This window comes from Mycobacterium sp. URHB0021, assembly GCF_054057895.1.
Window position 1 is genome coordinate 6,870,401 of record NZ_JBSRZT010000002.1, and the last position, 14,160, is coordinate 6,884,560.

The 14,160-nt window shown below is 62.7% G+C and carries 11 protein-coding genes; 1 reads left to right on the forward strand and 10 read right to left on the reverse strand.

The annotated features are described in order from the left end of the window. Window positions 1-42 precede the first annotated feature (42 nt). Window positions 43-1,158 (forward strand): glycosyltransferase family 4 protein, encoded by a 1,116-nt coding sequence (locus ACVWWN_RS35885; RefSeq protein WP_457148097.1) that lies wholly within the window; start codon window positions 43-45, stop codon window positions 1,156-1,158. Here ACVWWN_RS35885 and ACVWWN_RS35890 read toward each other — a convergent pair. The 10 genes from ACVWWN_RS35890 to ACVWWN_RS35935 all read right to left on the reverse strand — a co-directional run bounded on the left by ACVWWN_RS35890 (window position 1,149) and on the right by ACVWWN_RS35935 (window position 14,115). After that, window positions 1,149-2,210: a cellulase family glycosylhydrolase gene (locus ACVWWN_RS35890; RefSeq protein WP_457148098.1), complete on the reverse strand. Its 1,062-nt coding sequence runs from the start codon at window positions 2,208-2,210 to the stop codon at window positions 1,149-1,151. The two genes, ACVWWN_RS35885 and ACVWWN_RS35890, sit on opposite strands and share 10 nt — an antisense overlap. Window positions 2,211-2,230: 20 nt before the next feature. Further along, the gene (locus ACVWWN_RS35895) at window positions 2,231-3,493 is read right to left on the reverse strand and encodes a glycosyltransferase family 4 protein (protein WP_457148099.1); all 1,263 of its coding nucleotides are present in this window, start codon (window positions 3,491-3,493) and stop codon (window positions 2,231-2,233) included. Further along, window positions 3,490-4,677 (reverse strand): glycosyltransferase family 4 protein, encoded by a 1,188-nt coding sequence (locus tag ACVWWN_RS35900; RefSeq protein ID WP_457148100.1) that lies wholly within the window; start codon window positions 4,675-4,677, stop codon window positions 3,490-3,492. The genes ACVWWN_RS35895 and ACVWWN_RS35900 overlap by 4 nt, the downstream gene beginning before the upstream one ends. A 60-nt stretch (window positions 4,678-4,737) precedes the next feature. Next, window positions 4,738-6,081 carry a lipopolysaccharide biosynthesis protein gene (locus ACVWWN_RS35905; protein ID WP_457148101.1) on the reverse strand — a complete coding sequence of 448 codons (1,344 nt, stop codon included), beginning with the start codon at window positions 6,079-6,081 and terminating at the stop codon, window positions 4,738-4,740. Continuing rightward, window positions 6,062-6,595: a hypothetical protein gene (locus tag ACVWWN_RS35910; protein WP_457148102.1), complete on the reverse strand. Its 534-nt coding sequence runs from the start codon at window positions 6,593-6,595 to the stop codon at window positions 6,062-6,064. Before ACVWWN_RS35910 ends, ACVWWN_RS35905 begins: the two co-directional genes overlap by 20 nt. Next, window positions 6,592-8,967, reverse strand: coding sequence for a DUF2206 domain-containing protein (locus tag ACVWWN_RS35915; protein WP_457148103.1), 2,376 nt, complete (start codon window positions 8,965-8,967; stop codon window positions 6,592-6,594). The genes ACVWWN_RS35910 and ACVWWN_RS35915 overlap by 4 nt, the downstream gene beginning before the upstream one ends. Then, window positions 8,964-10,115 (reverse strand): glycosyltransferase family 4 protein, encoded by a 1,152-nt coding sequence (locus ACVWWN_RS35920; RefSeq protein ID WP_457148104.1) that lies wholly within the window; start codon window positions 10,113-10,115, stop codon window positions 8,964-8,966. The genes ACVWWN_RS35915 and ACVWWN_RS35920 overlap by 4 nt, the downstream gene beginning before the upstream one ends. Beyond that, the gene (locus ACVWWN_RS35925) at window positions 10,112-10,678 is read right to left on the reverse strand and encodes a hypothetical protein (protein WP_457148105.1); all 567 of its coding nucleotides are present in this window, start codon (window positions 10,676-10,678) and stop codon (window positions 10,112-10,114) included. The genes ACVWWN_RS35920 and ACVWWN_RS35925 overlap by 4 nt, the downstream gene beginning before the upstream one ends. Then, window positions 10,665-11,471, reverse strand: coding sequence for a glycosyltransferase family 2 protein (locus ACVWWN_RS35930; protein WP_457148106.1), 807 nt, complete (start codon window positions 11,469-11,471; stop codon window positions 10,665-10,667). The genes ACVWWN_RS35925 and ACVWWN_RS35930 overlap by 14 nt, the downstream gene beginning before the upstream one ends. A 904-nt stretch (window positions 11,472-12,375) precedes the next feature. After that, window positions 12,376-14,115 carry a PE-PPE domain-containing protein gene (locus ACVWWN_RS35935; protein WP_457148107.1) on the reverse strand — a complete coding sequence of 580 codons (1,740 nt, stop codon included), beginning with the start codon at window positions 14,113-14,115 and terminating at the stop codon, window positions 12,376-12,378. Between the last annotated feature and the right edge of the window lie 45 nt (window positions 14,116-14,160).

Below are 14,160 nucleotides of genomic sequence, written 5' to 3' on the forward strand. Positions count from 1 at the left end.
CGCCGGACGGCGGCCGGCCCCGGCCGAAGGGGCCAGACAAGGGTGGCCATCGTGGTGCCCCGCTATCCACCGGAGGTCGGCGGCATCGAGCGGTATGCCGAACGGTTGGCTCAGACCCTGCATGCAAGTGAGCGACACGAAGCCGTGGTCATCTGCGCCAACGATTCGAGGAGCACGCAGGTCGAGCGACGAGACGGCGTGCTCGTCGTCAGACTCGGGACGCGATGGACGGTTTCGAACACGCCTGTCAACCCGTCCTGGCTCTGGCAGGTCGGCCGCCTTCTGAAGAGGCTGGACATCGATATCGTCAGTGCGCATGCGCCGGTCCCATTCCTGCCCGATATCGCCGCGCTCTTGAACAGGTCCCGCCCCGTCGTCATGACCTACCACTCGGGAAGCATGCTCAAGGGGCGTTCGGGCGTCGACATCGTGTTGAAGGTCTATGAGAAGTACGTTCTTCCCGCGGTGTTCAGACGGTGTAAGGGGCTGGTCGCGGTCTCACCCATCTCGATGACCAACCGGTACCAGGGCGCCCGAATCATTCCCGGCGGCGTTGATACCCAACAGTTTTCGCCCGCGGATCAAGGCCTCGACCGCGACCCGGTAATTCTCTATGTCGGACGGGTCGAGCGCAGTTCACGGTGGAAAGGCGTCGACGTGTTGATCGACGCCATGGCGACGATCGTCGCCCAGATGCCGGCCGCGCGTCTGGAGGTGGTGGGCTCGGGAGACTGGATTCCCGAACTCGAGGAGCGTGCAGACGCGCTGGATGTTGCGGGTCACATCGTTTGGCGTGGGAACCTTCATGGTGACGATCTGACAGCGGCGTATCGTCGTTCTGCGGTAGTGGCTCTGCCGTCGGTGACCCAATCCGAGGCGCTCGGCCTCGTGCTCATCGAGGCGATGGCGTGCGGACGGCCGGTGGTGGGATCCGATGTCGGTGGCATCCCATTCAGCGTAAGAGACAATGTCAATGGATTCCTGGTTCCCCCCGGCGATGCGAAGGCCCTCGCGGACGCCTGCTTGACCGTACTGAGGGATCCGCATCTGTCGGATGTGATGGGGAAGGCCGGAAGGGTCGACGCCCTCGAACGCTGGGAATCCGCAGGCCAAATGGCGAAGATGATCGACTTCCTGGATGAGCTGGTTCAGCGATGAGGGCGAGCTGCCGTCCGCCGAAATGCCTCGTAGGCCGGCTTTTTCGAGCCGTCGGCCCGGACCAGGCCGTAGTGGCTTTCTGGATCTTCGGGATCTGAACCGGTGTCCTGATAGCTGTACCAGATGAACGATGCAATAGCGTCGTCACCGGCGGCGGTCTGCAGACCGTCTTCGACGAGCTCCGCTTGCCGTGCTTCCGAAACGTGGTCGGTCACGTCGCCCCCGCCGGTCGGGGCACCGTACTCTGTTATCCACAGCGGAAGTTCGGGCATGCCGGCTTCTGCGAACACGGAACGCAAGCTCTGCGGGTTGGTGGCGCTGTTGCCGCCGGGTCCATCCCACGGACCGTTCGCGCTGGCCAGGTCCGGATAGGTGTAGGGATGGACCCCCAGTCCGTCCACTTCTCGGGTTGCACCCGTGGCGACAAGGTCCGCCAGATACGCACGGGGCGGGATCCCGCCGGTATTGGCGAGGCCGCCGATGATCACCTGGGCGGACGGATTCGATGCGCGGATGCTCACCGTGGTGGCCTCGAGGAGCTCGCCGTAGGCGAGCGCGTCTGGGGCTGGCTCCCAGAACAATTCGCTGTTCTCCTCGTTCCATATCTCCCAGGTGGCGATGTCACGGTATCTGCCGGCCGCCTCGCCTGCGAACTTCGCGAACTGCCGGGGGTCGGCCGGTGCGCACTTGTCGCTGGTGCACCCTTGCGGTCTGGCCCACGCCGGGGTGTACGTGATGATGGGGAGCAGCGTCAAGCCCCGTTGGCGCGCCGCGGCCGCCACCAGATCGAAGCGTTGCCATCGGTACGCCGTCGGCGAGTCCGGTTGGATCTCGGCCCAGGACAGGTCCGTCCGAATCCATTTCGCGCCCGACGCCACCGCATCGTCCAGGGTCGTGGCCAACTGGTCCGGCGGCAACCACGTGAGGGTGCCACCGAACGCCAGCCCGATCCGCAGGGCTTCTCCGTTCACGAGTACCGGCCTTTCGCTCGCGGATCTATCAGCGGTGCACAGCGTGGCGATGAGCGCGATCGCGCCCAGGCATGCCGTCATGCGAGAAAAGTGCACAGGACTCAAGACAACTGCGGCCGATCGGCGCGGCATGTATCCATCACCTCGACGTAGGCGACGAACAGGTTCCGTATGTGTGCGTCCAGGGAAAACGATTCGGCCACCGCCTCAACGCCCTGGTCACCTCCGGTCCGTCGGTGCGTGACCTCCATCGCCAGGTTGTCCAGAACTTCGGCCAGGTTCGACGCCAGGTCCGGCACACGGATCAACTGTTCCCCGAACAAGGATGACAGGTCGTCTGTCGAATCGTCCTCGACCACGACCGGCAGTCGCGAGGCCAACGCCTCGAGCACCGTCAACGGAATATGCTCCGAGATCGAGGGACATACAAAGATGTCGACCGCCCGGTAGACCTCCGCCAACTGCCCTTGGGCGAGGCTGCCCAGGAATACGCGATTACCCGAGGACCGGCTCGGGTCGTCAGGTCCACCACCGGCAAAGACGATCGTGTAGTGGTCGCTGTCGCACTCCAGCAACAATTCAAGGCGCTTCTTCGGGACGAAACGGCCGGCGAACAGGACGAGCGCTCCGCTCGGCAATCCGTATCGTGTGCGGATCTCCGCAATTTCGGCCGTATCGGTCGGCGGCCGAAAGCGGTTGGTGTCCACGCCATTCAGCAGTACCCGCGTTTTGCCTCGGAAGCGGGGTTCGTCTTGGACGACGCACCGCTCCACATCCGGGTTGATCGCCAGGATCGCTTGTGCCTTTGCCAACACCCATCTGCCGAAAAGTCGATTCACACCGAGCTGAACCGCGCCGACGACACGCGACGGGTGTGCCACGAAGTAGACGTGCTTGGTGACGACATACGGCGTCCGCAGAAGCCAGCACAGGACGGCGATGACCCAGGAGGAGATGTAGAGCGTGTCGTGAATGTGGACGATGTCAGCCCACCGCACGAGCCGCCATCCGGAAGTGAAAATCTTTGGCGTGAAGACGGGGAACGGAACGCCATACTTCTCGAACCCGTTGTAAGCGCGCAGCCGCACTATGTCGGGACCGGTCTGCGACGCGGCGGCAGCCGCTGGGTCTGCTCCACAGGAGCTCGTGATGACCTTAACCTGGAATCCCGCGGCGGACAGTCCGTCGGCCTCGGCTTGTGCCACGCATTCCAGCCCTCCGATGTGCGGAGGCAAGTAGTGCGCAACGACGAGCGCCTTTGGTAGCGTTCTGAATTCAGAATCCACCGACAAGACGTCGGCCTCGAATACCTCGGTCGCCGGGGTCTGTCTTCGCGTCGGCAGCCGACGCGCGTACATGGTCATGCCGCGATCCTCACGATTCGGTTGTAGAGCGACCAGATGTTCTCCGTGAACTTCTCGACGGAGTACTCCTCTGCGCGTTCACGGGCCGCCTCGCCCATCTTTCGACACAGTGCATCCTCGTCGGCCAGACGCACCAACACGTCGGCGAGCGCCCCCTCGTCGTAAGGATCGGTGATGATCCCGTTCACCCCGTCGGTGACGATATCGGGAATCGCGCCGACTCGACTGCCGAGAACCGGTCTGCCCGCGGCCATCGCCTCGACAATCACCAAGCCGAACGTTTCGGGCCAAAGAGAGGGAATCACAAGCGCTTTCGCCTCAGAGATCGCCGAGACCACGGCCGCGCTGTCGAGGCGTCCACGGAACGTCACCGAATCGGAAACCCCGAGCCGCATGCTCAGCTCTTCGAGTGAAGCCCGTTCGTCGCCGTCCCCGACCAGGGCCAGCCGTATCTCAGGACGCTGCACACGTGCCCGTGCGACGGCGCGCAACAGCACATCGACACCCTTCACGGCCTCCAGGCGCCCTACATACACGAAGCGTTCCCCGCCGGGCACCGGCGTCGGTTCGCCGAGCACGACACCGTTGTCGAGCTGGACGATTCGATCGGAGCGCACATCGCTTTCCAACACACGTGCGATGAACGAACTGGGCGCGACGAACGCCTTGCAGCGACGGAGCGCCAAACGATATACAGGACGTTGCATCAGCCGTAGGTACAGCAATCGTAGGTAACCGATCGGCCGCATATCTGATCGTCGATATGATCGGCGGCGGTAGTCGGTGGCGGGCAGGTGCCAGGGATGTAGTGCCAGGGTGAAGTCCTCGGGCCCGTGCACTGTCATGACGAACGGGATGCCCCACGCCGCGAAAATTGCCGCCGGACTCAGCTCCCCCACCGTGTGGAAATGCACGATGTCGGGGCGGAACGACGTGAATGCCCGCTTCAGCGCGGTGTATCCCGCACTGAAGAAGAGATACTGACCGAGCCGCCGGACTGGCCCGCCTTCGATGTGCGGGATCAAGATGTCGGCGAACACATCGCTTCTGCCGGCCGCGCCCGCGTCGGTCGCCACGACCAGGACTTCATGACCGCGCTCGACCAACGCCGAGCGCAGCAACATGATGCTGGTCTCCGCGCCCCCGGCGGGCCAGCCGAGGTTGGTCACAAAGCAGATACGCAACGAATTCTCCCGGCTCCATCACGACATCCATCGACGATCCAAGCGCGCCACTTACGCGATTCAGTCCGCATCGGCTGTCTCCGTCTGGCCCGTATATGCGTCGGGCGAACCGGTCAGCGCGAGGTCGTGCCCGGCGCGCCGCTGCCGCATGATGACGACGAACCCTCCGTACAGACCGGCGACCAGATTTCCGATCACCCATGCCCACCCGAACCACGTCAGGCCGCGCGACCCGAACAGCAGGGCCATGCCGATGGTCACTGTCACACATATGACGCCGGAGATGACGAGGTTCCGCATCAGCCCGACCACCTTGAGCACGAAATCGGCCCAGGTATGCAGCGCGACCGCGACCGCTCCTACGGCGAGCACCACCAACACGTCCAGCGCGTGTTCTCGGTACTGCGCGCCAAAGAGGCGCAGCACCAGGGGCGCTGAGACGATCAGCACAACGACACCGCAGAGTTGCACCGCAGTCAACAACAGCGCGGAACGTTTCAGCAGGCTTGGCAGTTTTGATTCGTCGAACGAACCCTCCGCGAACATCGCCTCTCCGACCGCATACGAAACCCCATAAAGAGTCAGGGCGATCTGAAAGGCCAAGGCGAAGTAGGCCGTCTGCGACTCGCCGAGGGTGTGCAGCGTGATCAACGGCAACAACAACGTCGGCAGCACCGCCAGGCCGCTGGAGACGTAGGTCGAGATCGAGTAAGTGAACTGCGATTTCGTGATAGCCGACCGCTGGAAGGTGAATCGAAAGCCGAGCGAGTGGCGCATGCACAGCAGGCTCAGGACGACGACGACCACATAACCGGTGGCAACGGAGCCGAAGATCCCGTATGCGCCGAGGCCCAACAGCCCGATCGGCAGGACGAGCTTCACCAGCCCTTGGACGAGACCATCGAGGAGCAGGTTGTATTCCGGCTTGCGGGCTCCGATGAAGACGGCGTCGGTCAGCAGGTTCAGCGCGGCTGCTGCTCCGGCGAGCAGAAATACCAACGCATACAACGGATGGTCGGCGACGAAGGCGAGCGACGGCGCGTAGAGGGGCACGACCATGAGGTAGACCAGCGAGATGACGATCCCGACCACGCCGACCACCACCAGGCTTTCGGTGATCTGTGCGTCTCTTGCCCTCGACGTCGCCATGAATCGGACAAGCGTTCCGTTGAGCCCGAGCAGGCTGAGATAGGCGATCAGGGAAATCGCCGAAATCAGCGAGGTTCCGACACCGACCTGTTCAGGACTGAAGTTGCGGGCGACCACGATCCAGAAGAAGAATCCCAGCAGCGCCATCGTTGCCGAGGACGCCATCAGAAATACGGAACTCCGGACCAGCCGATCGACGTTGCCCCTGGCATCGGCATCGAGGTGCGGATGAGGTTCAGTTCGTTGACTGAACATCGTGATCCGATCCGTTACCGAGCCCGTGTCGGCGTCGGTTCTCCAGGCTGCGGAGCACGATGAAAGATGCGGCTACACAGATCATCGACGTTGCCAGCGCGACAGCCTCCGTCGGCCAACTCATGAAGTGAGTCAAAGGCATATCCAGCGTGCTGGGATGGGTGATGGCGTTGGCGCACAGGTACACCGCAACCAACCCGCTGTACACGAGAAGTGTTCGAAGGCACGCCTCCGCGAACGCGCGCCGCGACAATCCGGCATTCCGACGCCGTTGAACGACCACACGGGCCGCCAGACATGCCGCCGCCGACACGGCGAAGCAGACCGCCGCCACGGTGTCCTGCCGCCAGGGAACGACCCCCCACAACGGCCGGACCAACTCAGTAGGCTTCAGCGCCGCGACAGTCGCCACATAGAACCAGACGCAAGCGCACATCACCGCGATGACATCCAGAATCATTGCTGTGGCTTTGGCGTCGGCACCAATGCCGGGAGCCGCGTTGGTACGGTTCATCGGTAGATTCTCGCGGCGTTGTTGCTGTATATGAGGCTCTTGTTCTGCGTCAGGAAGTCGAACGGATAGTGATAGGCCACCAAGTCACCACCGTGGAAAACCGTCACCGTGCCTTTCTCCACGGTGGACATCCCGAGGAACACGTAACCGTCCCTCCGAATGAAGGCCGGGTACGCACCGTCGGAGGGGCGAATGGTCGAGAAGCCGATCAGACCCGCATCCCATTCGGACTGCACCGTGAAATCCGATCGGTACTCAACGCGTCGTTGTAGCCACTGGGCCGCGGTGCTTTCTTGTTCGATCAGGTAGTGCTTGTCGTAGTTCGGGCCGGCGTTGTTGAGGTGCAATGCCGGAGGCTCCCCACCCATCAGCTGGGACAGACAGGAGGTCGACAGCAGAAACAGGGTGATGGCGAGGCCCGACGCCACTCGCACCGCCCAGGACCGTCCGAGCCACCCGAACGCCTGGATGGCACCCACCGCCAGGAACGGGGCGAGCCAGAACAGCCCCTGGCAGAGCATTCGCCCGACGTCGTAGCGGGTGGACACCATCGGCAGGAGCACGTCGAGAGAAATCATCACGACACATGCGGCGGCGCCCATGGTGAATTCGCGGCTGGGCCTAAAATCGCGCGCACGCCCCAAGATCACCAGCAGCAGTCCCAGACCTATGAACAGCTGCACCATTTTGGCCAGCACTCCCGCGACAACGCGTTTCACATCGGGCAGGTTCACGCCCATTTGCTGCGCCGCCTGTCCGACCCCCGACAGCGGCATGTCTTCGGGGAGATCGACACCAGCCGGATACTTTTCGACCTCGGAGATCGGATAGCTGAGACCGAGTGCTCGACTGTCCTGCATGTCCTTGATGGCGGAGTCTTTGTAGTCCTGGAGTACAGCTTCCGGGGTGGCCTTTCCGCCGCCCAGCACGCTGTAGGACGTTGACGAAGACCGTAGGCCGGCCTGTTCCCCGCTCAGAGAATTCAGCGTCGACCGCAACGTGTTGTCGAGTTCCCCACCCGTGCCCGTGAGCGGTCCGATCCACACGTAGGTGAGGCAGGCAAGCAGCAGAATCACAGGCCAGGTGACGACAACCGATGCTTTCGGCCAGGGCCGGCGGTGGCGCACAATTCGGCGCCTGCCCTGCCGCTTTTCACGCACCTTTCGGACAAATGTCACGACGCCGCCGATCAGGCGCGCCAGAACGAAAGTGCACAACAAGACATACATCGTCGAATAGTGCGACAGCATCACTCCGGCGCCGAGAATGAGGAAACCGATTCGGCGATGCTGGAGCGACAATGCACGGTTCGTGATCAGGAGAAGCGCCACCGCCATGAAGAAGAAAGCGACTTCCTGGCGCACCATCGTGGGCATGTCACCCCAGTACATCGGCAGGGGGATGAAGAAGATTATCGCCAGCATCGCCACCGATTTGGAGGCGAAGCGGCGAGCGATCAAGTACAGCAGCACCGGGCACAGCGCGAACAAGACCTGGATCAGCGCCTTGAAGACATACAGGTCCGGAACGCTGGTGATATGCCCCATCACCGTGGGAAGAATGGTGACGGAAAGGCATGCGTTGTACGCCTCACGTAGGGATCCGACATCCCACAGCCCATGGCCCGAGGTGAGCTGGTACATCGAGAATTCGTACTGGATGTCGCCGCCGACGAATAGCCAACTGCGCAGCGAGTTCATCAAGAGCAGCGCCAAAGACACCAGATAGACGGTGATACCCACCGTCAATTCGCTGATCGAATCACGCCAGGCGAAGAACGCGACCAGAACGATCGCGGCAACGATCAGAGTGAGGTTGGCAACACCGCCACCCAGATCGTTGTTCAGCCGGATGGCGCCGGCGACCGAGCCGATGAGCACGACGACGGATCCGACAATGAGCACTTGGTCGCGGCGGCCGATCGCCAGAAGGGCGATCGGCGGGTGATCGGGCGGCAAGCCGTCGGACCATCGCCATCGATGCGGGCGCCAGATCCCCAAAGCCAGGAGCACGACGAAAACCGTTGCAACTACCGGTACCCGGTCGAGTGGTCGGGAAATACCCAGAAACTGCAGCGTCTGATTTATCACGAGACCACCGAAGATGATCCCCACCATGACGATCGCAAGTGAGTACAACAACGACTCGTGAAGACGGGTCCCGCTCGGCCAATTGATCTTGGCGTTAAGAAGAATGACGGGCAGGCCGATGAGAAGGAACACGCCCGCGGCCATGCGCAGGACCAGAGGTCCCCAGCCGACCAGCACCAGAGCCGCCGCGGCGGGTGAGGCGAACATGAGCACAAGTTCTCCCCGGCTGCCGGAGGCGCGAGGAAGGCCGCGAGCAGGCGCCGCCGACGTGGTGGTGGTCACCTTGCCGCCACCGCATCGTAGAGTTGCTCGAGCTTGACGACCGTCGCGCCCCAGTCGAATTCCCGGCTGCGATCGGCACCGCAGGCGGAGAGCTGTGAACGAAGCTCATGGTCGGTCGCCATGCGTTCGATGGCTTCGGCCAGCGACTCCGGCGTTCGCCCCGTGAGCAAGGCGACGCCCTCCATGAGTTCGCGGGTTTCCGCAGCGTCGGTGGCGATGATCGGCAGGCCTGCCGCCATGGCTTCCAGAGCGACGAGGGGCATTCCCTCTCTGTCCGACGGCAATACGAATGCGTCGGCCCATCGGTACCAGTGAGTCAATGCGTTGCCGCGTGCTTCACCCACCAGCCTCACGCCCGACAGACCCAGGCGATCCGCTTGATCACGCAGATCTTCAGACAGGCTGCCGGACCCGACGATGACCAACTCGACATCGGATGAGACGTCGGTCAATGCGTCCAGCAGTCGGGTCAGGTTCTTCTCGGGTTCCAGCCGACCGACGAACAGGATCCGCAGCGGACGCTGTGTCGTCTCTCGGCCTTCGGCGGGTTCATCGTTTCGGAAGCGATTGGTGTCAACGCCGTTCGGGATGACCGCGATGCGTGCAGGCTGGATGCCGTATTGCGTTTCGACAAAATCCGCCTGATGCTTCGACAGGGTGATGACGACCGCCGCCCGGCGCAGGACGGGCCGGAGGATCCACCGCTTGTAGGTGTCGAGCAAGACACCAAGCGGCCCCGTCGGCTCGACATCGACATGGAAGTGCGCGACATAGGGCCGACGCCGAATTGCCGAGGTGAGCAGAACGACTTCCGGCACGAAGGCGTGCGCGACGTGGACGTGGACAATGGAACGCCGGCTCACCAGTAGCAGCTTCAGAACCAGACCGGGAGACAGCGGGGTGTGCGCGACCGTCCAGCCGATGAATCTCCGGATCCGAACACCGGCGTCCGTCTCCCTGCCGGCAGCCTTTTGCGCGCCGCACCTCGTGGTGAGGACGCTGACGTCGTGTCGAGTCGCCACTCGAGTGGCCAACGTCTCTGCGACGCTTTCCAGGCCGCCGACGTGAGGCGGATAGAAAGCACTGACATATGTGATGAGATGTCGCGGCGGATGGCCTTGGCATTGAGCACGTTTGACGATCCTCATCCGTCTGCCGCCACGAACTGCGATCGCAGCACGTGCAATTGCTCCGATCGACCGGTCAAACTGACCTCGATGGCGGTCCACTGCGCCGAGCCCGGCACATCGACGACGGCCGAGGGGGTGGTCGACGCGGACTCGGGCACCGCCACAGTGCCAGTCGTGCCTGCGACCGGCCGGTCGTCGGCGTCGACAAGCGTCACCGCAAACGGATACTCGACCACTTGGCCCTGGTGATTCGTCACGACGAATGACACCGTCACCGCCAACCGACTCGACCCATCCTTGATCGGCGCCGCCGTGGCCGAGGAGAAGTACAGCTCCGTGTACCGCTGCGGTTGTTCCGTGAATGACATGGCCAGTTGGTGCCTGGCGCCACTGGACACCAAGCCTGCGACGGCACCGCCGATCAGCAGAACGACGAGCGCACCGAGCACCGCGCCGAAGCCGCCGAGCGCCGGCCGCCGCTCGGTTCTCGGCGCCGTGTCCGTTGTCGAATCCTCAGCGCAGACAAGGGGTCGAGTGTCGTCGGCGTAGCCGATCGCGGATAGTTCGTCAGCTCGGGGCATTTGCCACTTTCGGCTCGAGCAACACCTTGTGCATGGGCCGGATAGCGCGGATACCCCGCCGCGACAGGATGCTGACGTTCTGCGCGGTTGTCGGGAGTTGATCGGGTTGCCGCATCCGGATCTTCGCGAGAATCCAGAGGCATTCGACGCCGTCGCGCCAGGTGATCTTCTTGCCCTCGGCGATTGTCCGTCCGTAGTAGGTCACTGGCACTTCGTAGGGCCGGATGCCGGCGCGCAGTAGCTTGGCGGTCAATTCGGTATCAAGACCAAAACCCGCCTGGGACAGGGTGAGCGCCCGCAGGTCCTGTGACGGTATGAGCTTCAGACACGTGTGCATGTCGGTGATGTACGAGTCGTACAGCATGTTGGCCACCGCCGTGGTGAACCGGCCACCCTTGGCGAACCGGTAGGACGGGAACCTCGTGTTCAGCCCGAACACTCGGGTCCCGAACACGTGGTCGGCGAAGCCGTCGAGCACCGGAGCCAGCAGGCTGGGGATGTCCGACGGTGAGTATTCGAGGTCGGCATCGAGAACGATGATGTGGGTACCCGTCGCTATCTCGATCCCCGTGCGAACAGCCGCGCCCTTGCCGAAGTTGGTCGTGTGGCGAGCCGTCGTCACCCCTCGATCCTGGAAGGGCTGCAGAAGCGCAGGTGTGATGTCCGTGCTTCCGTCATCCACCACCACCAACTCCATGGGGCAGGGATACTCCACCGCAAGCACGCGTTCCAGAGCACGAACGATCGTGGCCGACTCGTTGTAGACCGGCATGACGATCGACAGTGTCGTCACCCTCGAACCCACTTGGTCGAAAGAGACCGCGCCAGAAGGTTGGTCATTGAGTTCTCCCCGTGATCCTCTCCAGAGGACGATCCTCTGTGAATTTCGTTCGGACGCAACCAAACTCGGCTTCGCGGTCGTTGCCGACCGCAGAGTTCATGCGCGATTCGGGCAATAGGCATCCATTCGGAAACGTGGTCGTCAAGCTCGGGTGAGCGAACCTCGGCCTGCACACCGCTCGATAGCGGCTGAGATACGTCCCGCAGATATGGCTGCGGCGCCTCCTCACCCTTGAATGTCGCCTATATTCCGTTCTGGCGAAGTTTGATCTTGTCCTTCAGGAGACCAGCGTTACATAAGGACGCAGATCGTGCAACAGGAAATGAGAAACTTCACTTTCTGTCGAGCCCTTGATAAGTGCAGTTGAGATGGGATTTATTGCCGAGCGGAGCAGACTTGCCGCTGGCAGGAGGCAAACTATTGCTGGACGAGTAGATTTTCGTATGGCGCATCGATATGTAGATATAGCAAATTCTTGTCAGCCGAAGAGCGGACACCGCGAGGGCCGGGGGCAGCCCGTTACGCCGGCCGGTCCGTGCCGTTGACGCGACGTTCACGGTCCATCCATGCGTCTGGTCCGGGTCATGTCGCGACTGGACCGGTCTCGGCGCTGCTATCGCCGCCGAACACCAAGGTAAACAACACGTTTGGAGCGCCTGCGCATCGACAAGCCCCGACTGCAGTGGCCCTACCGACGTAAACCTGGCGACCTGCCAGAAACCGGCGGCAGCCGTTTAGTCGTCCCCCGCAAAATCGCTCGCGTGGAGGCGTCGGAGCGGAGATGCTTCCTTTCGCAAGCCGTCATCACACGGTGACAGCTCACGAAAGGGCGCTCCCTCGGCGAACGGCAGGAGGCTCAGGCCGCGGCCTTCTCAGAGCCCTCGGTGTCATTCGTTGACGGGGCCGGGGTGCCCGCAGCGTCGTTCTTGCCTGCGCCCGTACCACCCTCCGAGCCCTCGTTCGTCTTCTTCGGCGAGAAGTTCATCGAGGCGCGGCCCTCGTTTGCGTCCTTCTTGACGTCGTTCTGCTTGGTGTCTTCAGGGTCCTTGTTGAGCTCCTCGGAGCCCTTCTTGGTTTCCTCGGAACCCTTCTGGGTGTCGTCCACCTTCTTGTCGTCCACCTTCTGGGTGTCGTCCACCTTCTGGGTCTCCTCAGGATCGGAGTCTGTCACCTCGGGTTGCGTGACATTGCCCTCGCCCTCGATGTCGGTCTTGGCGGGCAGGGTGTCATCGACGTTTCCTTCGATCTTCTTATCGAGTTCCCCGTCCTGCTTCACGGTCTGGGTGTTGGATCCCAGTTCCTCTGCGACACTGCCCTTCTTCGACTGCTCGACCTGATTTCGTTGCTCGCTCGACGTCGGCCCCGCGAGCGACATCGCACGCATCTGATTCGTCGACGTCACCCCGCTGACAGCCGGTGCGACGGCGGGGGCACCGATGCCGAAGTCGGCAAGGAAGGCCTGCATGCCCTGCGCCGTTGCGTTGGCGAGGTTTACCCCGACGGTGAGCCAGTTCTGGAAGGGGTTGAACGGCAAGATCGACAGTGGTGTTGGCACGCTGAGATCGCCGCTGAAGTCGTACCCGAGATCGACCAGCACCTTCAGCACCGGTTTGGCCAGGTCGATGAACGGCTTCACGATCGGGGTCAGCGGCGCAGGCACAACCGACATGACCAGGTCCGTCAGTGGCAGACTCCGCGCTGGAATCGTCACGTACGTGTTGCCGTACTGGTCGTCGCGGCAATTCCCCGGGTGCGCGGTGCAGTTCACCTGGTCCTCGAGTTCCGTTGGGTCGTACCCGTAGGCCGGGGACCCCGTGGGCGGGGTGTTGTTGGGGCCCGTTGGTTCGAGGTAGTAGCCGTGGACGGTCTCGAACGCGGCCAACGCGTTCAGCAGCGCGAAGGCATTTCCCCAATAGCGCGGAGCCAAGGTCACGGGGTCGTACTGGAAGCCGATGGCCGTGTAGGTCACGCCAGTGTTGGGATTCATCGGTGGACGCAAAGACACGTCGAGAATGGGGATGAATCCCAAGAACCCGAGGCGTGGCCACAGGCCGCCGTTGGGATTCTGAATGCCGCCGATCGTGACTATTTTCAGTCGATCCTTCTCCGATTGGCCGAGCCCGGCGATGTAAGCGTTCAAGACGTTGGAGACGACGGCGCCACCTTGGGAGTAACCGAAGATGACAATCTGCTGGTCATCCGGGTCATCTGAGTCCAAGTAGTGCTGCAGTTGCAATTGAAGCTCGGCAGCACCCTTGCCCACCGACTCGTCCCACTTGTCGCACCCGTCCGGTCCCGATCGGCACCAGCCGGCAAACGGCAGCGGCCAGAACGATGCCGGATAGTCGATGCCGATGAGATTGGTGGCCTCGGGACAGTTTCCTTCGTCGCTACACGCCGTCCCCTGCATGTAGTAATCGCGGGCGTTCTTCAGGTAGTCCGTCGTGTTGCTTGCGATCGGCGTACCGGTGCCCGGCACGATCAACCCCACCGCGCCGAACGCGAGTGCGGACACGAAGGCCGAGGCGATGCCGAGCACGACGGCGCTGAAAAGCGAAAGAACAACGACGACCAGTGGCCGAACCGATTTACGCATTCGCTAACAATCACATAACGCACCGCACGCAGAAGGTAGAACACC